This is a genomic window from Rhodococcus sp. NPDC055024, from assembly GCF_053608585.1.
The window spans coordinates 171,607-195,700 of the sequence record NZ_JBSGVT010000002.1 but is presented as its reverse complement, the minus strand read 5'-3'; the positions used below and the strand labels follow the sequence as shown (position 1 = coordinate 195,700).

Genomic DNA, 24,094 nt, shown 5'->3' with positions numbered 1-24,094 from the left:
TGCTGGCGCAACCGACGGGCCTCCCACATCGTCTGACCGAATGGACCATGTGGGCCGCGTGGGTCGTTTTTGCCGTCGACTACGCAGTTCGCCTGTGGTTGGCACCTGCCCGCGGTCGCTGGTTCGTCAGGCATCTCTTGGATTTGGCGATGGTGGTGTTGCCCATGCTGCGTCCGCTGCGCCTACTTCGGTTGGTCACACTGCTTGCGATAGTCCACCGCTCGAGCGGGCAAAGCTTGCGTGGACGAGTGGTCGTGTACGCCACCTCTGCCACGGCCTTGCTGATCGGTGTTGCGGCGCTGGCCATGCTCGATGCCGAGCGTCACGCGCAGGGCGCTGCCATCACGTCGTACGGAACGGCATTGTGGTGGGCGATGGAGACGGTCACGACCGTCGGTTACGGAGACATGGCTCCCGTTACCACGACCGGGCGCATGATCGCCGGAGCATTGATGATCGGCGGAATTGCGTTGCTGGGCATCGTGACTGCCACACTCGCTTCCTGGTTGGTCGAGCGCGTGGCGGAACAGGACGTGGCATCCCAGGCTGCGACGCGTAAGCAGGTGGCGGATCTGTCCGAGGAAGTCCGAGCCTTGGCTGCCCGTACTCACCGGGTTGATCTCGCGTCTGTCGATACCGATTCGCTGCGTCGTGAATTGGCGTCGAGGGGAGTCGTGGCGCAGCACGCGTCTTCGGACAACTGACATGCATCGCAGCCAACAATAGAACGATGGTCTGATAATCTTGCGTGATGGTGGCGACCCACGGATTTCAGCGCGCGCGCAGGCCTGAGCAGATCGAAGCGCGTCGGTGCGCGATTCTCGATGCGGCCCGCGCGATGCTCGGGTCCAGGCCCGTCGCCGACATCAGCCTGCGTGAGCTCAGTGAGAGCGTCGGACTGGCGAAGTCCAACGTGCTTCGCTACTTCGACAGTCGCGAAGCCATCTTTCTCGAAGTGCTCGACGAGAACTGGGTTGCGTGGTTGGACGGGTTGTCCGAGTCGTTGACCCCGACCGGTGACGACTCGCCGTTCGCCACTGAAATCCATGTGGCATCGACGGTTGCGGAATCGCTTGTCGCACAGCGTTTACTGTGTGAGTTGATGAGCGTCATGGCAGGTGTCCTCGAAAGAAACATCTCCGTCGACTTCGCCCGTGACTTCAAGAAGCGGGCAACGGTCAACTCGGGAAGGTTTGCGTCGCTGATTCATTCGCAATTGCCTCACCTCTCGGAGGGCGACGCGGCTCAATTCGCCAAGGTGACCCTGGTGATTGTTGCAGGCTTGTGGCCGACTGCCGAGCCTGCCGAATCCATGGTCGTCGTACTGAACGAGATGCAGGCGCCCCCTGCTGCCGACATGTTCGCAACCGGCCTACGTGAAGGTCTGATCAATCAGCTCGTCGGGCTGTCGGCGCGAGCGGCAACCCGAACGAGCTGAGCCCGTTCAGGCGCTGTGCAGCGTCAGGACGGTGATCTCGCTCGGTGCGAACACGCGGAATGGTGGACCCCAGAACCCGGTTCCGCGGCTTGTGTACAACTGCGTGCGATCGCCGTGACGGGTGAGCCCGTGCACCGACGGTTGATCGAGTTTGACCAGAAGGTTGAACGGCCAGATCTGTCCGCCGTGGGTATGACCGGCGAGCTGGAGATCCACTCCCGCGGAAGCGGACTGAGTTACCTGCTTCGGTTGATGGGCGAGCATCAGGATCGGAAAATCGGGGTCGGTGCCGGCAAGGGCCATATCGAAGTTCGCGCCGTGACCGTCGAGCTTCGATCCCAGAGCGGTGGCGTCGTCGACTCCGGCGATGACCAGGTTGTCGCCGCCCTTGGTGACGACGAGGTGCCGGTTGTGCAGGGCATCCCAGCCGATCGAGGTCATGTAGTCGAGCCACTCCTGAGCCTCGTGGAAGTACTCGTGATTCCCGGTGACGTAGACACGAGCGAGTCTGGCTTCCACCGACGTGAGTGGGGTGGCTTGGCCGAGGCGCTGCTCCACTGTTCCGTCGGCAATGTCACCGACGTGGGCCACGATGTCGGCGTCGAGTTCGTTGACTGCCGCGATAACGCGCGCGGACCACTTCTCGCGATTGATCGGGCCGAAATGGGTGTCGGTAATTGCGACTACCCGAAGCTTGTCCATTCCCGCTCCGAGGCGAAGGATGGTGACGTCGACGTGTTTGATCCGTGGCAGTCGCATGGCTTCCCGATAGCCCCAGATCAGCAGTACGGCCGAGACGATCAGCGCCGCAACGGCGACAATTCTAGACCGAAGCGGATCCTCCACGCCCCCGACGAGGAGTCCGAGTCTCAGGACTTCGCCGAGCAGCGTCCACACGAACACGACCCAGATGACTCCGAGGAGCGCATCGCCGACCATGCGAATGGGATCACGATCGGTGTGGCCATGGCTGAGCACCATCGAGGCAGGCAGGGTGATCAGGAGGGCGGCAAACAGGACGGTGCCGAACACTGTGACGGCAGTCGGCCAGTCCGGCCGGATGAACAAACTCCACCACGGGTACACGAACAGTAGGGCCAAGATCGACGCGACAATCGCGGAAATGGCCACGATCCGCAACGGTCTGCGGCGCGGAGCTTGGACGACGTCGGTCGCCTGGGGTGTAGTCACTCCGTCCAGAGTAAAGGTCCACTGGTCTATTAACAAGGGGACGCCGGTCCGCTATTCGGTTGTCGGTGACTTCGGCTAGTTTCCTGATGTTGAACTTGGTCCGAGCTCAGGTGGGTGGCACATGGAGAAGTACGACGTCAAAAAGGCCTACAAGGATCTCTATTCGCCCGGCCGTCGCGATTTTGCCTTCGTGACCGTCCCTCGCTTCGGCTATTTTGCCGTCGACGGTCACGGTGATCCCAACACTGCCACCGAGTACTCCGAGGCGCTCGAAGCGTTGTATTCGGTGTCCTACGCGACCAAGTTCGCGAGCAAGAAGGAACTGGATCGCGACTTCGTCGTGGGCCCGCTGGAAGGGTTGTGGCGGGCAGATGACCCCGAGGTGTTCGTGACGCGGGACAAGTCGTCGTGGGATTGGACGATGATGATCTCGCAACCGGAATGGATCACGGAGACCGAACTGTCTGCGTCGATTGACGCAGTCCGGGCCAAGGCAGTGCGGGCCAAGAAGGAGATTGCCGCTCTCGACAAGGTCAGGTTTCTCGAGTTGGAGGAAGGTCTGTCCGTCCAGATTCTTCACGTCGGCTCGTACGACGACGAAGCTCCCACCCTGGACCGGCTGCACAACACGTTCATCCCGTCGAACAGCCTGAGCTTCAACGGCGATCATCACGAGATCTATCTCAGCGACGCTCGCCGGACGCCGCCCGAGAATCTGAAGACGGTTCTGCGTCAGCCTGTTTCGAGGTAGCGATTACGGCTCGAGGCCGCGCAACTTCTCGAGGTCGCGTCGCTCGCGTTTGGTCGGTCTGCCGGCGCCGCGATCACGTCGCGGGATGGACGCGATCAGTTCGGGAGGCGGTGGGGGTGGTGAATTATCCTGCAGGCAATCGGCGGCCAGTACGGCGCTGACTCGTTTCGTGATCGGCTTGACCACGACGACGATGCGCTCGATGCCGGATACGCGCACCCGTACCTCGTCGCCGGCTTTCACCTGCTGAGCCGCCTTTGCCGACGTTCCGTTGACCCGAACGTGTCCTGATCGGCATGCGGTCGCCGCCTGCGAGCGTGTCTTGAAGAGTCGAACGGCCCACGTCCAGCTGTCCACGCGGACACTGATCGCGTCGGAGGGGAGTTGGGCTGGCACGCTCTCCAGCCTACCGATGCAGGCTCAAAGACCCTGTGTGCGGATACCCGAGTATGCGCGCGGTGCGTACTGCAGACGTAGGGGGAGTAGATGCCAGAACCGATCGGTCAGTGTCAGGAAGCGGGCGAACCAGAAGTACATTCGTTCGTCGCGCGGCGTCCATTCCCATCCGAGGGTTTCGCGCGCCTTCTCCGGCATCAGTGCCTTGCCGATCCAGTTCGCCACGGCCATCGTGGGGCGCGAGGAGAGTTTCCACAACCACGTCGGCACCTTCGGCGCCGGTGCGATGTTGTGCTCGGAGATGCGCGTCGACCACTTCGTGGTGTGAGTGTTGATCAACCGGTTGTCGAGCATGTCTTCCCAGTACGCGCGAAAGCTCGCGTAGTCGTCGAAAGCGGGTCGATCGGTGAGACCGTAACAACGCCACCAGGTTACGGCCTCACGGACAAGCTGGTCCTTCTGCTCCGGTGTGAACTTCTTGTATGCGAATCGTTCGTTGAAATCGAGTATCACCTCGAAGAACGTGACGTGAGTCCACCAGAAAGTGTCAGGAGCGAGGGCGTGGTAGCGCCCGCCGGTTTCGTCTGTTCCTTTGAGATCGGTGTGGAAGTTGCGAACGAGCGTGCCTGTGCCCTCTTCGGTCCGGTCGTACACGACCCCGTAGATGGGAGGCAGTGAGCGGAACAGGCGGTCGAGCGGATTGTCGAAGAAGTTCGAATGATCTTGCAGCGCTCCACTTACCGCAGGGTGCATGTTCTGCAGCGTGCCTGCGCGTCCGAGATACAGCAGACCGCGAACGTCGCCGAAGTGTGTCCACGTCAGGGAACCGGGGCCGATCGGATCGGCTCGTAGTTCCAGGGGTTCTGGTCGCGCCTGGGGCTTCGGTAGTTCCCCGGGCTTGGGTCGACGAGTGTCGGTGTCCGGATTGTTGCTCATCTGGTTGACCCTCCGCCTGCGCTCATGTGACAACGGTTGTTGTCACATGATGACTTTTGCTGCGCCGCGCGAATTTGTCAATGGATTCGGCAAGATCTGCCCGAAACAACTCCGGCCCCTCACCTGCGACAGGTGAGGGGCCGGAAGAGTGAAGCGGTCGGACTCAGGCGTATTCGTAGAAGCCGCGACCGGTCTTCTTGCCGAGGCGACCGGCGTCGACCATGCGGCGAAGCAGTGCCGGCGGAGCGTAGTGCGGTTCTGCGAATTCCGCGTACAGCGACTCTGCTGCTGCGAGAGCGATGTCGAGACCGACGGTGTCGAGAAGCGTCAGCGGACCCATCGGGTAGCCGCAGCCACCCTTCATTGCCTCGTCGATGTCTTCTTCTGTGGCGTAACCGGATTCGAGCATCCGGACGGCCTGGCACAGGTACGGGATGAGCAGAGCGTTGACGATGAAGCCCGACCGGTCGCCCGCGCGAACCGTCTTCTTACGCAGGGTGTTCTTTGCGTAGTCGGTGACGGCGAGGACGGTCTCTTCGGACGTCGTGAGGCTGACCACGATCTCCACGAGCGGCATGACCGGCACGGGGTTGAAGAAGTGAACGCCCACAACCTGGCCGGGGCGCGAGGTGGCCTTGGCGATCTTGATGACGGGGATCGACGAGGTGTTGGTCGCCAGAATGCCTGCAGGCTTGACGATCTTGTCGAGCTTGCCGAATATCTCGTACTTGAGAGCTTCGATCTCGGGAGCCGCTTCGATCACCAGATCGCGATCGGCGAACTCTTCGATGTCCAGGGTGACGCGAACGCGTGCGACGGCGGCGTCGGCATCTTCCTGGGTGATCTTGCCCTTGGCCACGCCGCGGTTGATCGACTTGGCGATCCGCTCGCGAGCGGCGGCCGCGAATTCTTCTTTGGTTTCGAGCACCAGTACCGAGCTACCGGCTTTTGCACAAACTTCGGCAATGCCGGCACCCATGGTGCCGCCGCCGATTACGCCTACGAGTTCCACGATTCTCCTCAAGATTCTTCAGACAGGGGACAAGCCCCCGTGCGCGGTTAAGGAGTCTATGGACTGCCTAACCGCGCACAGGGCCGGAGGCCCTACTTCAGCAGCGCCCGCGACATCACGACGCGCTGAATCTGGTTGGTGCCCTCGTAGATCTGCGTGATCTTGGCGTCGCGCATCATGCGCTCGACCGGGAAGTCGGTGGTGTAGCCGGCGCCACCGAACAGCTGCACGGCGTCGGTGGTGACCTCCATGGCGACATCCGAAGCGAAGCACTTGGCGGCAGCGGAGATGAAGCCGAGGTTCTTCTCGCCACGCTCGGCGCGAGCAGCGGAGGTGTAGACCATCAGACGTGCGGCTTCGACCTTCATCGCCATGTCGGCGAGCATGAACTGAACAGCCTGGAAGTCGCTGATGGACTTGCCGAACTGCTTGCGGTCCTTGGTGTATGCCAGTGCTGCGTCGAGTGCACCCTGGGCCAGGCCGACGGCCTGTGCGCCGATGGTGGGACGCGTGTGGTCGAGGGTCTCGAGAGCCGTCTTGAAGCCGGTGCCCGGTTCGCCGATGATGCGGTCGCCGGGGATGCGGCAGTTCTCGAAGTACAGCTCGGCGGTGGGGGAGCCCTTGATACCGAGCTTCTTTTCCTTCGGTCCGACGACAAAGCCCTCGTCGTCCTTGTGGACCATGAAGGAGGAGATGCCGTTGGCGCCCTTGTCGGGATCGGTGACAGCCATGACGGTGTACCAGGTTGACTTGCCGCCGTTGGTGATCCAGCACTTGGAGCCGTTGAGGATCCAGTCGTCGCCGTCAGCCTTTGCGCGGGTACGCATCGAGGCGGCGTCGGATCCGGCTTCACGCTCGGACAGTGCGTACGACGCCATTCCGCCGTTGACGAGGTCCGGGAGCACCTTGGATTTGAGCTCTTCGGAACCCTTGAGGATCAGGCCCATGGTGCCGAGCTTGTTCACGGCGGGGATCAGCGAGGAGGAGCCACAGACGCGGGCAACTTCCTCGATGACGATGCAGGTGGCGACGGAATCGGCGCCCTGGCCGTCGTAAGCCTCGGGGACGTGGATGGCGTTGAAGCCCGACGCGTTGAGGGCGGTGAGAGCTTCCTCGGGGAACCGTGCGTTCTCGTCGACGTCCTTGGCGTACGGCGCGATTTCCTTCTCGGAGAGTCCGCGGATAGCAGCCCGCAGTTCGTCGTGCTCTTCGTTCAGCGCGAAGAGATTGAAATCCGGGTTTCCTGCCATGGGAACGCTCCTTGGTGAAGGTGGCTTGAAGGCGGTCGGTGCGGCTCCGGCGTTACCAGCGAGATTCGCGGACAGACCGGTGCCAATGACTCCAGTCAAACACGGCACTGAGTGCCAGGTCAAGGGATGGGCGTGTGAAGTTTCGGTGCACGAGGAGTGTCAGCCGAGTTGTTCGTGGATCTTTCTGCTGATCTCCTCGGGGGAAGTGCCCGGGGTGAACGCTACTACCAGCACAGACTTCGATTCTGGCGTGCTGGTCTTGGATCCGGGGGCCACGCCGTACGTCCGCCGAACGTCGAGAAGCGCCTGACTCAGCGCTTCGGCCGTGGCGTCCTCGTCGCCCTTGATCATGCTTCGCAAGAGGTAGTTGTGGCACGCGGTGACAGCTGCGGCAAAACCGACAACCTCGAGGACGGGTTCGCGGGGAACAGCGCTGCGGAGGTAATCGACGAAAAGTCGCTCGTAGCGGAATCCGGTGACCAGCTCGCGGTCGCGGAGGGCCGGGACATGCTGTACGACGCGGTATCGCCGCATCGACAGGTCACGGTTCCGGCGGAAGAAATCGAAGACCAGTCCCGCGGCCTCGCACACGGACGCCCAGGGGTCGGCGGAATCGGATGCAAGGAATTCGGCGACGTGTTCGAGGAGGGATTCGTGATCGGCGAAGATCACGTCTTCCTTGGAGCGGAACTGCCGGAAGAACGTCCGACGCGACACACCGGCGGCAGCGGCGATCTGCTCGACTGTGGTGGCTTCGTACCCGTTCTCCGAGAACAACCGGATCGCTTGAGACGCGACGTGCACCCGAAACTGTGCGGGGTCAGTTCCGGGCAAGTCTGCGCGTTCACTCATGGGGACAAGTATTGCGCCTGTGAGCACCATCCCGGTGTGACGGGCAGGATCGAGGTGCCGGGCAGTTCTGTATCAACGGTGTGCGGTGGATGTGAATTGGTAGGTTGCCGCCTCGACGATCTCCTCGGGGGAGATAGCGATCTCCTCGTTCAACCATGCGGTGACCAACTCGGCGAGGCCGCCCACAAAGAGCAGTCCGTTGATCTGACCTTGACGTGGTGGCCAAGCTCGGTCGCTGTACATTTGCGTGGCTTCGTCCGCGACCATCTGAGCGAAGCCGTGCAGTACTGCGCGTCGGTGTGTACGCAGGGGTTCGTATGCAGCGGATTCGATCATTGCTACACGGCCCTTACGGGGATCCTCGGTGAGGATGGTGACAAACGACGCGATGGCATCTCGTACTCGCTGCTCGAGGGTCCCGTCGCTCGCTCGTAGTGCGGCCAGACCTGCGTCGCGGACCTCGTCGGCAATCCCGTCCAGGATCTTTTCCAGCAATTCGTCTCTGCTGGAGAAACTTTCGTAAAAGTAGCGTTCCGTCAACTTGGCCTGTGCGCAGATAGCGGTCATCGTGGCGCCGCGATTGCCTGAGGCCGCGAAGAGTTCCATCCCTGCCTCCATCAAGCTCTCGCGCCGCAGCGCTGAGCGCTGGTCGCTGCTCAGGCCGGCATATCGACGCGGCGTAGGGGGAGTCATAGGTCGATATTGACAGACGCATGAGTGTGACGCAGACTACTGTCAATCTGACAGGAGCCACTGTCAGATTGAGTGAGAGTAGAGGTCACAGTGCCCAAGATCCTGGCTCGTCCCCCGATGAACTCGCCGCTGCACCCGATTTCGGGTCGTTCCGGGCTGCCCCTGGTCGGGCATGCGCTGGCATACATTCGCGATCCACTCGCTCTGATGCAAGAGAACTGGGATCGTTTCGGCGAGGTGTCCTGGTTCTCCATGGTCGGTCGGCGATGGATCGCTGTACTCGGACCTGACGCATGTCAGGAGGTGCTCCAGAACAAGGATCGGGCTTTCGTCAACAGCGACGGTTGGTCGGTGCTGATCGGCCCCTTCTTTCACGGTGGGCTGATGCTGCTCGATTCCGAAGAACACTTACGACACCGTCGAATCATGCAGCAGGCGTTCACTCGGTCACGGCTCGAGAAGTCTGTCGACGTTCTCAACTCGGCAATCGACTCGGCGCTCGACGCATGGTCTCCCGCTGACGGATTCCGTGCCTATACGGCGCTGAAGTCGTTGACCCTCGATCTCGCCACCGACATTTTCATGGGCGGCGCGGAAGGAAGCACCGAGAGCGAAATATCTTCGGCGAAGAAGGCTTTCGTCGATTGTGTCCAGGCAGCAACCTCTCTGGTTCGCTACCCCGTGCCGGGGACGCGATGGAAGCGAGGGCTCGACGGCCGCCGGGTCCTGGAAGACTTCTTTCGTCGTTACCTGCCGGCGCGTCGAAGTCTCGAAACCGATGACCTGTTCTCCGTGCTCTGTCACATCGAATCCGAAGCGGGACAACGCTTCAGCGACGACGAAGTGATCGACCATATGATCTTCCTTCTGATGGCCGCTCACGATACCTCGACCATCACCCTTTCCACGATGATGCAATACCTGGGTCAGCACCCGACGTGGCAGGACAAGTGCCGCACAGAATCACTTGCTCTGGGGACCTCGATGCCGAGTTATGCAGATCTCGACGGGCTGAGCAGTCTTGATCTGGTGATGAAGGAATGCCTCCGACTCGTCTCTCCCGTACCGGTCATGGCGCGGCGAGCGGTCCGCGACACCCAAGTGCGGGGTCGCTTCGTACCGGCTGGAACGTATGCCGCCGTCGCCCCTCATTTCACACACCACATGTCGCAGTACTGGCCTGATCCCGAGCGTTTCGATCCCGAGCGCTTCGCCGAGAACCGACGCGAAGACAAGGTTCATCGATACGCGTGGGAGCCGTTCGGCGGTGGAGTGCACAAATGTCTCGGAATGCACTTCGCCGGCGCCGAGATCAAGGCAATCATGCATCACCTCCTCCTGCGCTTCGACTGGAATGTCGACGCCGATTACGTCGCCCCGCTCGACTTCACGTCCTTACCGTTCCCTTCCGACGGTCAACCTGTCGATCTGCGTCGGCGTCCCACTCCGGTGCGCTGAGCCCCTACGTCCGAGTTACTTCGACGCCCGCAGTTCGAACTTGAGGACCTTGCCGGTCGGGGTGCGAGGAAGATCGAGGGGGAAGACGATGTCGCGGGGAACCTTGTACCCGGCCAGCAAGGCGCGGGTGTGCTCCACGATGTCTTCCGCGGAAGCCTGTAACCCCTTGCCCAGCACCACGAATGCTTTCGGGCGCTCGCCCCACTTCTCGTCCGGAACGCCGACGACTGCCACGTCGATCACGGCGGGGTGGCTCATGATCGCCTGCTCCACCTCGACGGTGGAGATGTTCTCGCCGCCCGAGATGATGATGTCCTTCGCGCGGTCCTTGAGTTGGATGTAACCGTCGGGATGCATGACGCCGAGATCCCCGGAATGGAACCAGCCACCGGCAAACGCTTCGGCAGTCGCGGCCTCGTCGCGGTAGTACCCGAGCATCACGTTGTTGCCGCGGAGCACGATCTCGCCCATCGTCTGACCGTCGGCGGGAACGTCGTTCATATCGGCATCGACAACGCGCGCATTTTCGGCCTGCACCATGCCGACTCCCTGGCGGGAGAGAAGTGCGGCACGCTCGGACTGAGGCTTGTCGTCCCAGGCCTCCTGGTACTCGCAGATCGTGTACGGCCCGTAGACCTCGGTGAGCCCGTACACGTGGACGACAGTGACACCGATGTCTTCGAGCTTTCCGATGATCGTCGGCGACGGGGGAGCCCCGGCGGTGGTGATGCGCAGGGCGTCGACCTTGTGGGCCTGCTCGGCATCGGCGATGGTCGAGCAGACGGTAGGGGCGCCGCACAGATGCGTCACACCCAGATTGTCGATGGCGTCCCAGATCGCGTCGGCACGGACCGCACGCAGGCAGATGTGTGTGCCCGCGGCCTGAGTGACAGCCCACGGTGTGCACCACCCGTTGCAATGGAACATCGGCAGTGTCCACAGGTACTTCGTCGATCCGTCGAACCCGTTGTGGAAGGTCTCGCCGAGCGAGTTCAGGTATGCCCCGCGGTGGGAGTACATGACGCCCTTGGGCTTTCCGGTGGTGCCCGAGGTGTAGTTGATGGCGATGCACTGCTGCTCGTCGTCGACGCCCCAGTGCAGTGGCTCATCGGCGAGTGCTTCGCCTTCGGCAATCAGATCAGCGTATTGCCCGGTGACGATTCCGGCGGGCACTTCCGGGTACGGCACGGTGGAGTCCGGGATCTCGATGATCTCGCGCAGGCTCGCCACGTTGGTCTTGGACGAGGTGACCGAGCCGACGAATTCGGAGTCGACGAACAGGATCGTGGTTCCCGAGTGATCGAGAATGTACTCGAGTTCGGGACCAGCGAGGCGTGAGTTCAGGGCGATCAGGACTCCGCCGGCGAGTGGGACGGCAAAATGCGCGAACAGCATCTCGGGAACGTTCGGAGCCAGATATGCAACGCGGTCACCGGGCTGAATGCGTTCACGCAGGACGCGGGCCAGCGATGCGACCTCGTCTCCGAACTCTCGGTACGAGTAGGTCCGGTCGCCGTGAACGACGGCGGTGCGATCGGGGAACACCGCAGCGCTGCGTTCGAGAAAGCGCAGCGGACTGAGCGGGGTGTTGTTGGCTGCGAGTGCTGTCGGTGCAGACACGGGTTCCTCCGGAGGGGCGACGTGGGACGGCCGGTGTCACGGTAATTGTGATCGGCGCTACAAATGGTCTGGATGCACGCTATTGCCCAGCCGCAGGTGCCGCTACCCTCTGAATTGGGTAAGTGGGACGCCGGGAGGTGCGTGTGAGCAGGGTATTGAGGCCGAGCGACGACGACGCGTTGCGCGCCGAGCTGCGTCGACTACATCCCCGGACCGAGTTGCCGGTCCTGTTCGGCGGTTGTGTCAGCGACCGGTCGCTCACCATCACCGGCCACGTCGGCACTCGCAGCAACATCCTGCGAAACCTGCAGATCGACGCCGAATGCGGACTCGGCGGCCGGGCGATCGCAGAACAACGACCGGGCGCAGTCCAGGACTACGCGAACTCGTCGCACATCACTCACGACTACGACTACGAAGTGGGCGCCGAAGCGATCGAATCCTTGATGGCAGTCCCGATCGTCGTACGCGGGGTTACTCGCGGAGCGATCTACGGAGGACTGCGTGCCAACCTGCCGATCGGCGACGTGATCGCCGAGACGATGATGCGATCGTCGTACGCGTTGGCCCGCGAATTCGAGATCCGCGACGAAGTGGATCGGCGCGTGGCGATGCTCGATACCGCTGCGGTGGAACATGGTTCGAACCGCGACGCCCAGATCTCCGAGGGATTGACCGAGAGCGTACTGGCGCTCGGCGAGATCGCGGCGAACCTCGAGGACACGACTCTCAGCGCGCAGGTCCACGCCGTCGAGGCAAAGCTTCGGGCGTTGGCCTCGCCGATTCCCTCCGCGAACACTCCAGCCGCGAACGCCGTTATCCTGTCGCCACGCGAGCGGCAGGTGATGGGGTACGTCGCCCTCGGACTACGAAATGCCGAGATCGCCGAGAGGTTGTCCCTGAGCGTCGAAACGATCAAGACGTACATGCGGAATCTGATGGGAAAACTCGACGTCCGCAGTCGACACGAAGCGGTCGTGGAAGCGCGGCGGCAGGGTTTGATTCTGTGAGGGCTTGATTCTCTGATCGGTCCCGCCAAGCGGAATTCCGGAACTGCGTCGCCGCCGCGGTTGATATGACGGACCTCACTATCGGCAGAGTTCTACACGAGTGATGAGGGCATCGATGCAGGATTTGTTCGACAACAACGACATGACCGGCCTGGCCGAAGCAATCAAGAGTGGCGACATCTCCGCCAAGGAAGTCCTCGAGTTCAGCCTGGACAGACTCGACGAGCGCAACCCGGCAGTCAACGCAGTGATCAGTGAGCGTCGCGAGGAAGCGCGCAACGAGGTATCAGGCGGCCTGCCGGAAGGTCCACTGCACGGCGTCCCGTTCGTGATCAAAGACCTCGGCATGGACGTCGCAGGATTGCCGAGCACCAATGGATCTCGATTGTTCGCCGACGCTGTGGCAGAAAAAGATTCGACGCTCGTCGAGCGCTACCGTCAGGCTGGTCTGGTTGTCATCGGCAAGACGAACACCCCGGAGTTCGGCAAGAACGCCAGTACCGAACCTGCGCTGTTCGGACCCACCCGCAACCCGTATGCACTTGATCGTTCGCCCGGCGGATCTTCCGGTGGCACTGCTGTGGCTGTTGCCGTCGGGATCGTGCCAGGCGGACATGCCAGCGACGGTGGTGGATCGATCCGTATACCCGCATCGGCCTGCGGCTTGGTAGGCCTCAAGCCAAGCCGCGGACGCACTTCGACGGCACCGGCGCGCACGCTCTTCTCGTCGCCGATGAGTGTTCATCACGCCCTCACCCGAAGTGTCCGCGACACCGCGCTGCTTCTCGATCTCTCCGCCGGACCGACAGTGGGCGATCCTTACGTGATCCTGGCGCCGAAGCGGCCGTACGTCGAGGAAGTGGGTGCGGATCCCGGACGGTTGCGGATTGGTCTGAGTAACGCGCTGCCGGACGGCACCCCGGTTGATCCGGAGTGTGCGGCCGTCACAACCAGTGTCGCCGGCTTGCTCGAAGAACTCGGTCACGATGTCACCGAGGGTGCCCCGAACTTTCCCCTCGATGCGCTTACTGCCGGGCTTTCGGTGTTGATGGGTATACCGATGACGATCGAGGTCGACGAACGTCTCGAGGCCCTGAACCGCGCAATCCGGGACGACGACCTCGAGCCGATGGCCCGGATGATCTACGACCGTGCGAAGTCCGAAAGTGCGACGAACGTCGTCACGGCGTTGCAGGAACTCGAGCGGGCAGCCCAGGTGATCGGTGCGTTCTTTGTCGATCACGATCTGTTGCTGACGCCGACGATGGCTCGGCCGGCAGCTCCGCTCGGTCTGCTCGATACGGCAAATCCCATGTCGATCTGGGAACACTCGGCCGGATACAGCGGTTTGACCAGTCCGTTCAACAGTTCCGGTCAGCCGGCGATTTCCTTGCCGATGGGGCACGACTCGGCCGGTGTGCCGATCGGCGTTCAGTTGGTCGGTGCGTTCGGACGCGAAGATTTGCTGATCCAGGTTGCGTCGCAGCTCGAAACGGCCCGTCCGTGGTCCATTGCGCCGGTGTGGCCGCCGGTCCCGGTCTAACGCGCGCGGTTGTTCGAGCAAGGGGAGGGCGTCAGGCGATGATGCGAATTGGCCACTGGCCGTTCACATCTGCGACGTCCCTCCCCTGGCTGAGTAGGTACTCGGCGAAATCACGCTGGCGCTCGGCGTGCCAATCGGCTTGATCGACCATGAGATCGAGCCCCAGGATGTCGGGGAACCGCACGGCCAGCTCGCGAGCCAACGCTGCCGCTGCCTTGGCATCGGCCTCAGCCTCGTGGGCCGACTCGAGGGAAATCCCGTAGTGCTCGCACACGGCCGCGAGCGTTCGTTTGCCCTTGCGGAAGGTGTCCATGGCGCGATCGATCACGTACGGATCGATGACCAACCCCGGAACGAAGGCGGGCTTGCCGATGCGCAGACCCTCGGCGTGCATGACCGTCAGATCATAGGAGGCGTTGAACGCCACGACAGCGTGATCGCGTGCCCAGGAATTGTGCAGGGCCTCACGGATCTCTTCGTAGCCCTCGGAGTAGTTCTGGCCGTGTTGCGCCGCGAACTCGGTGCTGATGCCGTGAATGGCCGAGGCGCCGGCGGGGATGTCGACGCCGGGATCGAGTAGCCACGTGCGTGTTTCGACACTCGAACCGTCGATCACCGCGACGCAGGCACTGACGATACGAGCGGTCGACGGATCTCGTCCCGTGGTTTCGAGGTCGAACGCGCAGATCGGGCGATCGGACCAGCTACTCATCGGGGGCCTTTCGGTGCGGTGCATCATGTCCGAATCACTATGCACCGCCCTACCGACACAAACGACAAACAGTCACCTCCGCCCGGTGAGGGCGGAGGTGACTGTTTGTCGACGCAGTGGAAACCTACAGAATTTCGGTTCCGACGGTGAAGCGCTCCATGACGTCCTCACGCGGAGTCACACCGAAGCCTGGTCCCTGGGGCACGGCGATGTGGCCGTCCTCGATGACAAACGGTTCGGTGATGTCTTCCTTGTAGAAGCGATCGGACGCCGAGATGTCACCCGGCAGTGTGAAGCCGTCCAGCGCCGCGAGAGCTGCGTTGGCAGCGCGGCCGATTCCGGTCTCGAGCATTCCGCCGCACCACACCGCAATACCGTGCGCCGACGCGAGATCGTGGATTCGCTTGGCTTCCAGGTATCCACCGACACGGCTCGGCTTGATGTTGATGACCGAAGCGGCACCGAGCGTGATGGCGTCTGCTGCATCCTTGGCCGACTCGACCGACTCGTCGAGGCAGATCGGAGTCGAGAGGGACTGGGCAAGCTTGGCGTGCTGAACCAAATCGTCCTCGGCCAAAGGCTGTTCGATGAGGAGAAGTGCAAATTCGTCCAGGCGACGCAGCAGCTGCGCGTCGACAAGTGTGTACGCGGCATTCGCGTCGACCTGCAACGGGACGTCGTAGCCGAACTCCTTGCGCACTGCTGCGACAGGTTCGATGTCCCAGCCCGGCTTGATCTTCAGCTTGATTCGCACGTAACCCTGCGACAGGTAATTGCCGACGGTCTCGAGCAACTGCGGAATGCTGTCCTGGATACCGACGGATACACCGGACGGAACCCGCGTGCGAGTGGCACCGAGGTACCGAGCGAACGACTGTCCGCGAGCACGCAATTCAGCATCGAGAATTGCCATTTCGATGGCCGACTTGGACATCTGATGACCCACGATGTGATGAAGCACGCTGCCGACGGTCTCGGCCGAGAGCGGCTGATCCGACTGCGACTTACGCAGCGTCGGAACGAGATACTCGCGCAGCATCGCTCGCGCGCCGGCGGTGTACTCCGAGTTGTAGTACGGATCGCTCAGCGAGCCGCACTCGCCCCATCCGACAGTCTCCACCGGGCCGTTGGGGCCCTCGGTGGTGCCACTCACCTTCAGGACGAGGGTGTTGCGCTCGAGTTGGGTGCTGAATGACGTGGTGAAAGGGGAGACGAGAGGGATGCGCAGTTCGCGCAATTCGACGGACTCAATGTGCATGGACTTGCTCTTCTCCGGTTGTCTCGCAGATTTTCGTGAACATGTAATAGCCACTGGGGTCGAAGCCGGTCGATTGCCATTCCTTCGAGGCGATCAATGGTTCGAGGTACTCGCGAAGCGCGTGTCGCCAGGCAAAGGCGGAGGCGCGGTCGACAGTTCTCAGATGCTCTATGTCTCGGGGTATTCCGACTGCGATGTCGATGCAGTCGGGTGGGATCGGGAGCATCCGAGGTGTACCGTCCTCGGTGGGTTGGAGCACCTTGAATGTATCATTCACGGCCACAGTCGAACTCGGAGCTCCATCGGCGTCGAGGTCCCAACTGACCAGCATTCGATCGCTGGCGTCGCCGGCATTGATACCGTCTGCCATCGATCCGTAGAAATCCGGATTGTATTCGGCCGGTTCGGCACCGAGACGCTGGATGTTGAAGTAGGCATTTCGTGCGACGAGTGGATCGAAAGTCCAACGGATCGTTTGTACGCCGCGCTCGATGCACCAGTCCCGCTGATGATGCTTCAGAGCGCGGCCGATTCCCTTGCCTGCGTGCCCCGGTAGAACTCCGGCGATGTGCGAGTGCAGGACCTGGCCGAGAGGCTCGACGAAGAAACCGACACAACCGCCGATCATCTCGCCTTCGGAGAAGGCTCCCACCACGTAATGGCCACCGTGATGGAGTGCAACCAACATCGCCGTGCCGAAATGAGCCGGTCCGGGACTGGTTGCCCAGATCTCGTCGAAAACGGCAGACAGATCGGCTATTTCGCGGGTGTCGACCAGTTCTCGAAACTCAACCGCTTTGCTTTTCGACACGAGGGCCCCCTTCAGACGTGATCGAACGAATAAGGCCCGCAACCAACGCCGTTCTCGGGGCGATAGCGGACACGAGCGCATGCTCGGTCTCGGCGTGTGCACCGCCGCCGACGCCACCGAGGCCGTCGAGGGTGGGGATGCCGATGCCGGCAGTGAAGTTTCCGTCCGAGGCTCCACCGACGGCGAGGCCGACGGGAGGAGTCAGATCATGCTCGAGCGCAACACGTTCCGCCAAGGCAAGCAACGGTGCGGACATCGCTGCTTCGAGGGGAGGCCGGTTGACGCCACCCGAGACCGTTACTACTGCTTCGGGGTGGATTGCCTGCAGGGCTCGGATATTCGAATCGACCCGCTCCTGCTCGGCTGCGCTGGTTGCGCGCACGTCCACGTCGACAAATGCTTCTGCCGGAACCGTGTTGGTGGTGGTTCCGGCCGAAATGACGGTCGGCGTGACGGTGGTTGCCTGCGCGGGAGAGGACAAGTCGTTGATCGCGATCACGAGACGAGCCAGCTCGACTGCCGAGTTGATGCCCTTTTCCGGTTCCAACCCGGCATGTGCAGCGCGGCCGGCAACATGGATCCGATACAAAGACACTCCCTTGCGGACGGTCTTGAGTTCACCGCCGTCGCCGCCGGCCTCGAGGACGAGCACCGCGCCCGCAGCAAGTTCCTCGATGAGGGACCGCGACGTGGGCGAACCGATTTCCTCGTCACCGGTCACAAGGAGTGTGATCCCGTCGAGTGCATCGTCACCGTGCAACTCTCGAACGATGGCGAGGGCGTGAATCGCCTGAACAACACCAAGTTTCATATCGAGGCCGCCAGGACCTCGAAGTGCTCCGTCGGTGACGGCTGCGGGCAGGCGCGTCAGGGTGCCGATCGGCCACACGGTGTCGTGGTGACCGAGCAGCATCAGCCGCGTCGGTGAGCTGCCGAAACGGGTCACCAGATGGGTTCGGCCTTCCCTCACTATCGACTCCGGTGTAACGCCGAGTCGTTCGTGGACAAGGTCTGACGTCCATTTCGCGCTGCGAGCAACAGCTTCGAGATCGTGAGACGGCGACTCGACTTCGATGAGCGCGATGGCGTCCTCGAGGATCTGAGGAAGTTGGCGCTCGGCCAGATCGCGGAGAACGGTCATCGGTTGTTCACTCGCGGATATGCGCGGCTTCCGACGTGTAACAATTGTGTACTCCCGTTGTCGGAGAAAGTGATCCGGATCCAACTCGATGTTTGAGGGAGTCGGGTCCCGAACACTCCAGGGTGAACTTCGATCAGGTTGAGAGAGACGGACTCTGCCGTTTCGGCGTTGAGCGAAGGATCGATGTGATCGGTGCGGCGGGCGGTCAGAGAACTGCCGGTCCGTTCCAGGACGAAATCGGCGGCAGCATCGCGGTACAGACCGCACAGCGCATCGAGTTCCTCGGGTGAGGACGTGATGCGGGTGTGGGGGTCACCAGGCGAGAATGCCGGTGTCACGGCGACGCCGCCGATCGAAGCGATCACCTCAGCCAGAAGATCGCCCGAGAGACCGTCCATCGCTCCGCCGTTGGCCATCAGGACTACTGCTATGCCGCAGGACGGGACCACCCGCAAGAACGACTGCTGGCCGAGAGTTCCGCCGTTGTGGCCGTGCGCCAGTACCCCGCCCCAATTGTGCAGCAGCCACGTAGTTCCCATGATGTCTGCAGACGACACGTCACCGATCTGGCGGCGTTCCTCGAGCATCGCCAGATGAGTGGAACGCTGAAGCAGTACCGGATCCTCGCGCATCGAATCCTGCGCGAACAGGAGTAGGTCTTCGGCTGTGCTGTTGATGAGACCAGCGGGGCCCATCGAACGAGGGATGAGGAATTGTGGTGTCTGCGCGAGATTGTCGGCGCCGCCGACGTGCCCGACTGCGGCGCGGTGCAGTGCCGTTTCCTCGGGCAGAGTCGTGGTCTTGGTCAGGCCGAGCGACTCGATGATCCGCTCGCGCAGAACCGCGTCCCAATTCTTACCTCGGAGAACCTCGATGATTCGTCCGGCGATGACGAAGCCGGTGTTGCAGTAGGACCAATCGGTACCGGGAGCGAAGAGTTGCACCGTCGAGGTCAGGGCTGCGACGTATCGCTCGACGCAGTCGTCGCCGCGTCCGCCGTCGATGAAGACGTCACCGTCGATGCCACTGGTATGAGTCAACAGGTGGCGAGTCGTGACCGTTTCGGTGGCTACCGTGTCGGCAACTGCGAAGTCCGGCAGGATGTTCCGAACAGGTGCATCGAGGTCGAGCAGTCCTTCTTCGACGAGTTGCATGATCAGTGTGGCCGTCCAGACCTTGCTGATCGAACCCATCTGGAACAACGTGTCAGGTGTGGCCGCGACACCGGTGCGGGTGCTGACGACACCGGAAGTGACCACGGTGCGGTCGAATCCGCTGCGACCTGTGGTCAAGATTCCCAGCGAGGCACCGGGTACCCCGTACTTCGCGCTCAGGGTGTCGAGTCGGTACTGCCAGTAGTCGGGGTCGACCGTGATGAGTGCCGGCGTGGGGGAGAGGTGACGCTCGAGCCACTCGACCAGCCTGGTGCTGTAATCCAGTCGGTGGGACGGGCGGCCCGTCAACACGAAGGCATGCGACGCGTCCGGGTAGACCACCAGTTCGGTCGGGGTGCCGGCCAAACGCAGTCCACCGAACCACTGTTCGGCTTGGTTGACCGGGCACCGGACATCGCTGCCGCCGTGCAGTATCAGCGTCGGTGTTGTCACCTTCGCGACTCGCCCCAACGGCGAAAGTTCCTGTACTCGAGATGACTGCGGGTCGAATTCGACCGTCTGCAGCAAGATGCCCTCGTCCGACGGGCCCGCCGTGTTCGCGATGTCGCAGACGAGGCCACCGGCGACTGCGACGGCAAACCGATCGGTGACCGACGTCAGGGCGCACGTCATGAACCCGCCGTAGCTGTAGCCCGTGAGCACCAGTTGTTTCGGATCAGCAATCCCCTCGGCGACAAGCGTTTCGACTGGTTCGAGCAGGTCAGCGCGATCCGCCTCGCCCCAGCCGTCCCGCACACCGTCGAAGAAGTCGTTTCCGTAGCCGTCACTTCCGCGCGGATTGATCATCAAGACCGTGTATCCCAGCGCGACCAGTTCCGCGTGGTACGCGTGCATCACGGTGGGCGTTCCGGTCCAGGCATTGTGTGGTCCGCCGTGGACGTCCAGAACCAGCGGTCCGGCGCCTGTGACGTTCGGGTCGCGCAGGATCCAACCCTGAACACGGGTGCCGTCGCTGATGTCGAACCAACGCTCGGTGGCGACTGGGAACGCGACGGAAGTTGTCAGTTCCGTGTTCAATTCGGTGACGGTTTCGACGGCGCGAGTCTCGAGATCGATGACGGCGACCTCACCGAAGGACGTCGCCGTTGCCAGCGCGACGACGGCCTTCCCGGACGTCAAGGCAAGGCCGGAGACCACGCTCTGTTCTCCGGTGAGAAGTGGTGAGGCGGAGCCTGATCCGAAATCGACCTTGTGCAGTTCTGTGGAGCCGTGGTTGCGGATGCAGAAGACGATGTCGCCGTCGGTGGTGAAACACGGTGCGCCACCGGGATAACCGGTCCCGCCAGGCATGACGTTTCGGTCGAGTTCGGACGTCAGACTGCGGTCTTCCACTCGCTGGTCGCGGTGTAGGACAAGAAGTTCGTTGTTGTGAATGATCGGCGTGTGCCAACCGACTGCTACGACGGCGTCGCCGGCAGGTGTCCACGCAAGTGGTCCGGCGATGCCGCGTGCGTGCCCCAGCATCCGCGGAGCCGAGGCGAGATCAGTCAGCGATACGGTCCACGCGGAACTCGCCCGTGTCAGATCGGCATTGCCGTCCATGGCCGCGGTGAAAGCCAGTTCGGTGCCGTCGGGACTGTACGCGGGATGCGAAGCGTCCCAATCGCCGTCCGTCAGTTGCCGAAGCGAGCCGGCGGCCAGATCGAACTCGAACAGGTGCGCCCGAACGCTGCCCCGGACGCCGGGTCCGTCGACCTTGTAGTTGAGGCGTTTCGCCACCAAGAGGCGTGACGATCCGGCGGCAGTGCGGTCGACCGGGGCACTGAAGGCGATTCGAGCACCGTCGGGAGAGAACACCGGTGCTCCAGCGCCGAGCGGGAGTTGTTCCGCGGTGGTCATCTGAACGGCGGGTCCCCCGGTGGCATCGACCTTCCACAGTTGCGGTGTGCCCGAGGAATCCGGCCGAACGAAGACCAACAGCGTGGAAACGGGATGCCATGCCGGCGAGGTGTCGGCAGGTCCCGCGGTGAGCTGTAGTTGCGGGGAAGCCAACCAGATCGAGTGCTCGTTGGTATCCGCGGCCGGATTCGCTTCGGTACGTACGTATGCAATGCGTCCCGACGCCGATACGGCGATGCTGGTCGGTGTAACCACGGACGCGTAATCCTGGATTCTCGCCGAACGGCGTTCTTCGGCGCGGGCTACGGCAGCGGGGGAGTCGAGAGTGGTCGGCGTTGTCATTGGAACATCGGCTCCCCGAAGGTCGGGATCGCGGACAACAGCTTTGCCGTGTACGGCTCCTTGGGCGAATCGATCACGTCGAGAACCGGCCCGTGTTCGACGATCTCGCCGCCGAGCATGACTGCGACGTGGTCACAGACATAGCGGATCACCGCCAGGTTGTGACTGACGAACAGAACCGTCAGACCCAGCTGCTTCTGCAGATCCACCAAAAGATTCAGAACCGCGCCCTGCACGGACACGTCCAGAGCGGAGGTGATTTCGTCGGCAAGCAGAACTGCCGGTGCAGCTGCCAAAGCCCGCGCGAGGGCAACGCGTTGGCGCTGACCACCAGACAACGACGACGGGTATTCGTGCGCCTTCTCCACCGGCAGTTGGACGGTGGTGAGGAGTCGAGCCACCTCGGCAGCGCGGTCGCCGCGGCTGCGGCGAGCTTTGTCACGACGCTCGGTGGACCGCAGCGCCTCGGCGAGTGACTGGCCGATGGTCATTCTCGGGTCGAGGCACGAGTACGGATCTTGGAAGACCATCTGGATCCGGTGGCGCAGACGAGCCGTCGCGCCGCGGGCGTGAGCGACGTCCACACCGTCGAGAAGGATCTGCCCGGAACTGGGCTCGGCCAGGCCGACAGTTGCTCGCGCCAGTGTCGACTTTCCGGAACCCGATTCACCGACGAGACCGACCACCGATCCGGAGGGGATGTCGAGATTGATGTTCTTGACAGCGTGGAATTTTTTCGAACCGCTTCCGAGGTGGACGTTGACGTCACGGAATTCGAGCCTGCTCATCGGATCTCCTCTGCAACAGCCAACAGTTCTTCCAACTCGATGTCGGCGGTGCTCTCCTCGGCGTCGAGGCTCTCCACCTGCCAGGCTTCGTCGACGGTGGCAAGCGGCTTGTCGCGATCGGTGCTCATGGTGGGGACTGCGGCGATCAGCGCGCGGGTGTACGGATGCTTTGCACGACCGGCAGTCAGATCGTCGACTGCGATGTCTTCGACGATTTCGCCGGCAAACATGACCAGGACACGGGTGCACATGCCGGTGATGACGGCCATGTCGTGCGAGATGAGAAGGATTGCGGCGCCGGTTTCTTCGCGAACCTCGTGGAGCAGCCCGAGGACCTCACGCTGAACGGTCACGTCGAGCGCAGTGGTGGGTTCGTCCGCGATGATCAGAGCGGGCTTGCCCATCAGACCCATGGCGATCATCGCGCGCTGACGCATACCGCCGGAGAACTCGTGGGGGTACTGCTTCGCGCGCCTGGGCGCGTCGGGGATCTTGACGGCGTTCAGTCGCTCGACTGCCGCCTTTTTCGCGTCGGCCTTGCTCATACCTTCGTGGAGCCAACCGATCTCGGCGACCTGGTATCCGACCTTGAGAGACGGATTCATGGACGACATCGGATCCTGGAACACCATCGCCATACGTGTGCCGAGTTGGCGGGCAACCTTGCGCGAAGCCGCGTCGTCCGGCCGCTTCCCGTCCTTCATCAGCACGGTGCCGTCGAACTCGATGAGCCCGGCGTCGACCACGGTGGGGTGGTCGGTCAGCTGCGCGATTGCCATGCAACTCAGTGACTTTCCGGAACCGGATTCACCGACGATGCCCACGGTCTCGCCGCGATGAACGGTAAAACTGATGTTGTCGACGGGGCGACGCCAGTCGTCACCCGCGGGGACCGCGACGGACATGTTGCGAACGGTCAGTACCGCGTCTTCGTCGCTGGGTGTCGAATCCGTTTGAGCTGTGCGTGCATTGATCGGCTTCCACTTCGGCAGACGACTGCTGATCGGGCTGTGAACTCCCGCACCGCGTGCAATGGCCTCACCGAGCAACGTGAAGGTCAAACCGGCGAGCACGACGGCGATGCCGGGAGCAAGTGCGGTGGCCGGGTTGACGAAGATCTTCGACAGGCCCTCGTTCAGCATCCGGCCCCAGTCGAACGCGGGCGGCTGAATGCCCAAGCCGAGGAACGAGAGTCCGGCGAAGACCACAAGGCCGCTGCCGACAGCGATGCTGGCGTTGACGATGAGTGGTTCACGGATGTTGGGGAGAATGTGGCGGAACAACAACCCAGGCTTGGTGACCCCGAGGATGCGTGCTGCGTCGATGAAGTCGCGTCCGTTGACCGACGAAGCCAGCGCGTACGTCAACCTCGCGAACGGCGAGGCCAGGGCGAGACCGATGGCGATCACCGCGCTGCCAGCACCCTGTCCGAGAACGACCAACAGGAAGATCGCGAGGAGCAGTCCAGGGAATGCGATGGCGAAGTTGAGGAATGCCACGACCATGCGTCCGACCCAGCGGGGAGCGAGCGTCGGGAGCGTACCGAGTATCAGGCCAATTGTGACACCGAGTGCGACGGCTCCGAGAGCCATGAGCACCGACAGTCTCGCGGCGGTCATCGTGCGGGCGAAGACGTCACGCCCGCCGGCGTCGGTGCCGAAGATGTGCTCGGAACTCGGTCCCTGAGACAGTGCCTTCGGGTTGGCTGCGACAGCGGCGTCACCCCAGATCATCGGTCCGAAGATGACGAGGGCGATCAGAGCGGTCAGGAAGGTGAGGGCCAGGATTCCCAATGGGGTGCGGAACGTTCCGACGATCCAGTGTCGTCGCGGGGGCGTCTTGGGGGCCGCAGTGGGGGCGGTAGGTGAGGTGCTCAAC

Annotated in this window: 21 protein-coding genes; 6 read left to right on the top strand and 15 right to left on the bottom strand. The window is 62.6% G+C overall.

Annotated elements, in window-relative coordinates; translation table 11 throughout:
• Positions 1-47: 47 nt before the first annotated feature.
• Together ACWF6P_RS07390 and ACWF6P_RS07385 are read left to right on the top strand one after the other, a co-directional pair.
• Positions 48-704: a potassium channel family protein gene (locus ACWF6P_RS07390; RefSeq protein ID WP_452620562.1), complete on the top strand. Its 657-nt coding sequence runs from the start codon at positions 48-50 to the stop codon at positions 702-704.
• A 47-nt stretch (positions 705-751) separates the two neighbouring features.
• Positions 752-1,438, top strand: coding sequence for a TetR/AcrR family transcriptional regulator (locus tag ACWF6P_RS07385; protein WP_007731351.1), 687 nt, complete (start codon positions 752-754; stop codon positions 1,436-1,438).
• A gap of 6 nt (positions 1,439-1,444) precedes the next feature.
• Here the strand turns inward: ACWF6P_RS07385 and ACWF6P_RS07380 are convergent, their stop codons facing one another.
• On the bottom strand, positions 1,445-2,629 hold the full coding sequence (locus tag ACWF6P_RS07380) for a metallophosphoesterase (RefSeq protein WP_452620561.1): 1,185 nt from the start codon (positions 2,627-2,629) through the stop codon (positions 1,445-1,447).
• A 121-nt stretch (positions 2,630-2,750) separates the two neighbouring features.
• Between ACWF6P_RS07380 and ACWF6P_RS07375 the strand changes: the two genes are divergently transcribed.
• The gene (locus ACWF6P_RS07375) at positions 2,751-3,380 is read left to right on the top strand and encodes a GyrI-like domain-containing protein (protein WP_452620560.1); all 630 of its coding nucleotides are present in this window, start codon (positions 2,751-2,753) and stop codon (positions 3,378-3,380) included.
• A 3-nt stretch (positions 3,381-3,383) separates the two neighbouring features.
• Here ACWF6P_RS07375 and ACWF6P_RS07370 read toward each other — a convergent pair whose 3' ends face one another.
• The 6 genes from ACWF6P_RS07370 to ACWF6P_RS07345 all read right to left on the bottom strand — a co-directional run bounded on the left by ACWF6P_RS07370 (position 3,384) and on the right by ACWF6P_RS07345 (position 8,519).
• Positions 3,384-3,776, bottom strand: coding sequence for an RNA-binding S4 domain-containing protein (locus ACWF6P_RS07370; RefSeq protein WP_029256216.1), 393 nt, complete (start codon positions 3,774-3,776; stop codon positions 3,384-3,386).
• A 24-nt stretch (positions 3,777-3,800) separates the two neighbouring features.
• Positions 3,801-4,712, bottom strand: coding sequence for an oxygenase MpaB family protein (locus ACWF6P_RS07365; protein ID WP_452620559.1), 912 nt, complete (start codon positions 4,710-4,712; stop codon positions 3,801-3,803).
• A gap of 163 nt (positions 4,713-4,875) precedes the next feature.
• Positions 4,876-5,724 (bottom strand): 3-hydroxybutyryl-CoA dehydrogenase, encoded by an 849-nt coding sequence (locus ACWF6P_RS07360; protein ID WP_452620558.1) that lies wholly within the window; start codon positions 5,722-5,724, stop codon positions 4,876-4,878.
• 92 nt (positions 5,725-5,816) lie between these two features.
• Positions 5,817-6,974 (bottom strand): acyl-CoA dehydrogenase, encoded by a 1,158-nt coding sequence (locus tag ACWF6P_RS07355; protein ID WP_003939784.1) that lies wholly within the window; start codon positions 6,972-6,974, stop codon positions 5,817-5,819.
• Positions 6,975-7,133: 159 nt separating this feature from the next.
• Positions 7,134-7,826, bottom strand: a complete 693-nt coding sequence (locus ACWF6P_RS07350; protein WP_452620557.1) for a TetR family transcriptional regulator — start codon at positions 7,824-7,826, stop codon at positions 7,134-7,136.
• A 72-nt stretch (positions 7,827-7,898) separates the two neighbouring features.
• Positions 7,899-8,519 carry a TetR/AcrR family transcriptional regulator gene (locus tag ACWF6P_RS07345; RefSeq protein ID WP_452620556.1) on the bottom strand — a complete coding sequence of 207 codons (621 nt, stop codon included), beginning with the start codon at positions 8,517-8,519 and terminating at the stop codon, positions 7,899-7,901.
• Positions 8,520-8,609: 90 nt separating this feature from the next.
• Here ACWF6P_RS07345 and ACWF6P_RS07340 point away from each other — a divergent pair, with 90 nt between their 5' ends.
• Complete coding sequence (locus ACWF6P_RS07340) at positions 8,610-9,977, top strand: cytochrome P450 (RefSeq protein WP_452620777.1); 1,368 nt, start codon at positions 8,610-8,612, stop codon at positions 9,975-9,977.
• Positions 9,978-9,992: 15 nt separating this feature from the next.
• On the opposite strand, the gene ACWF6P_RS07335 is transcribed toward ACWF6P_RS07340, so the two are convergent.
• Entirely contained in the window at positions 9,993-11,597 is a 1,605-nt protein-coding gene (locus tag ACWF6P_RS07335) for an acyl--CoA ligase family protein (RefSeq protein ID WP_452620555.1), read from the bottom strand.
• Between the two features lie 143 nt (positions 11,598-11,740).
• Between ACWF6P_RS07335 and ACWF6P_RS07330 the strand changes: the two genes are divergently transcribed.
• Together ACWF6P_RS07330 and ACWF6P_RS07325 are read left to right on the top strand one after the other, a co-directional pair.
• The gene (locus tag ACWF6P_RS07330) at positions 11,741-12,607 is read left to right on the top strand and encodes a response regulator transcription factor (protein WP_452620554.1); all 867 of its coding nucleotides are present in this window, start codon (positions 11,741-11,743) and stop codon (positions 12,605-12,607) included.
• A gap of 115 nt (positions 12,608-12,722) precedes the next feature.
• Positions 12,723-14,150 carry an amidase gene (locus ACWF6P_RS07325; RefSeq protein ID WP_452620553.1) on the top strand — a complete coding sequence of 476 codons (1,428 nt, stop codon included), beginning with the start codon at positions 12,723-12,725 and terminating at the stop codon, positions 14,148-14,150.
• Between the two features lie 31 nt (positions 14,151-14,181).
• Here the strand turns inward: ACWF6P_RS07325 and ACWF6P_RS07320 are convergent, their stop codons facing one another.
• The 7 genes from ACWF6P_RS07320 to ACWF6P_RS07290 all read right to left on the bottom strand — a co-directional run bounded on the left by ACWF6P_RS07320 (position 14,182) and on the right by ACWF6P_RS07290 (position 24,093).
• The gene (locus ACWF6P_RS07320) at positions 14,182-14,862 is read right to left on the bottom strand and encodes a 3'-5' exonuclease (protein WP_317551954.1); all 681 of its coding nucleotides are present in this window, start codon (positions 14,860-14,862) and stop codon (positions 14,182-14,184) included.
• 124 nt (positions 14,863-14,986) lie between these two features.
• Positions 14,987-16,120: an o-succinylbenzoate synthase gene (gene menC, locus ACWF6P_RS07315; RefSeq protein ID WP_378446709.1), complete on the bottom strand. Its 1,134-nt coding sequence runs from the start codon at positions 16,118-16,120 to the stop codon at positions 14,987-14,989.
• Positions 16,110-16,931: a GNAT family N-acetyltransferase gene (locus ACWF6P_RS07310; RefSeq protein WP_378629357.1), complete on the bottom strand. Its 822-nt coding sequence runs from the start codon at positions 16,929-16,931 to the stop codon at positions 16,110-16,112. Before ACWF6P_RS07310 ends, menC begins: the two co-directional genes overlap by 11 nt.
• Positions 16,909-18,072, bottom strand: a complete 1,164-nt coding sequence (locus tag ACWF6P_RS07305; RefSeq protein ID WP_378446708.1) for a M20/M25/M40 family metallo-hydrolase — start codon at positions 18,070-18,072, stop codon at positions 16,909-16,911. Before ACWF6P_RS07305 ends, ACWF6P_RS07310 begins: the two co-directional genes overlap by 23 nt.
• Entirely contained in the window at positions 18,069-21,428 is a 3,360-nt protein-coding gene (locus ACWF6P_RS07300) for a serine hydrolase (RefSeq protein WP_452620552.1), read from the bottom strand. Before ACWF6P_RS07300 ends, ACWF6P_RS07305 begins: the two co-directional genes overlap by 4 nt.
• Positions 21,425-22,216, bottom strand: a complete 792-nt coding sequence (locus tag ACWF6P_RS07295; RefSeq protein WP_003940215.1) for an ABC transporter ATP-binding protein — start codon at positions 22,214-22,216, stop codon at positions 21,425-21,427. Before ACWF6P_RS07295 ends, ACWF6P_RS07300 begins: the two co-directional genes overlap by 4 nt.
• Complete coding sequence (locus tag ACWF6P_RS07290; protein WP_452620551.1) at positions 22,213-24,093, bottom strand: dipeptide/oligopeptide/nickel ABC transporter permease/ATP-binding protein; 1,881 nt, start codon at positions 24,091-24,093, stop codon at positions 22,213-22,215. The genes ACWF6P_RS07295 and ACWF6P_RS07290 overlap by 4 nt, the downstream gene beginning before the upstream one ends.
• Position 24,094: the final 1 nt, after the last annotated feature.

Bases quoted from the DNA above. Each gene is read 5' to 3' on its own strand.
- ACWF6P_RS07390 (WP_452620562.1), top strand. From the start codon at position 48: ATGTGGGCCGCGTGGGTCGTTTTTGCCGTCGACTACGCAGTTCGCCTG.
- ACWF6P_RS07385 (WP_007731351.1), top strand. From the start codon at position 752: ATGGTGGCGACCCACGGATTTCAGCGCGCGCGCAGGCCTGAGCAGATC.
- ACWF6P_RS07375 (WP_452620560.1), top strand. From the start codon at position 2,751: ATGGAGAAGTACGACGTCAAAAAGGCCTACAAGGATCTCTATTCGCCC.
- ACWF6P_RS07365 (WP_452620559.1), bottom strand. From the start codon at position 4,712: ATGAGCAACAATCCGGACACCGACACTCGTCGACCCAAGCCCGGGGAA.
- ACWF6P_RS07355 (WP_003939784.1), bottom strand. From the start codon at position 6,974: ATGGCAGGAAACCCGGATTTCAATCTCTTCGCGCTGAACGAAGAGCAC.
- ACWF6P_RS07350 (WP_452620557.1), bottom strand. From the start codon at position 7,826: ATGAGTGAACGCGCAGACTTGCCCGGAACTGACCCCGCACAGTTTCGG.
- ACWF6P_RS07345 (WP_452620556.1), bottom strand. From the start codon at position 8,519: ATGACTCCCCCTACGCCGCGTCGATATGCCGGCCTGAGCAGCGACCAG.
- ACWF6P_RS07325 (WP_452620553.1), top strand. From the start codon at position 12,723: ATGCAGGATTTGTTCGACAACAACGACATGACCGGCCTGGCCGAAGCA.
- ACWF6P_RS07320 (WP_317551954.1), bottom strand. From the start codon at position 14,862: ATGAGTAGCTGGTCCGATCGCCCGATCTGCGCGTTCGACCTCGAAACC.
- menC (WP_378446709.1), bottom strand. From the start codon at position 16,120: ATGCACATTGAGTCCGTCGAATTGCGCGAACTGCGCATCCCTCTCGTC.
- ACWF6P_RS07305 (WP_378446708.1), bottom strand. From the start codon at position 18,072: ATGACCGTTCTCCGCGATCTGGCCGAGCGCCAACTTCCTCAGATCCTC.
- ACWF6P_RS07300 (WP_452620552.1), bottom strand. From the start codon at position 21,428: ATGACAACGCCGACCACTCTCGACTCCCCCGCTGCCGTAGCCCGCGCC.
- ACWF6P_RS07295 (WP_003940215.1), bottom strand. From the start codon at position 22,216: ATGAGCAGGCTCGAATTCCGTGACGTCAACGTCCACCTCGGAAGCGGT.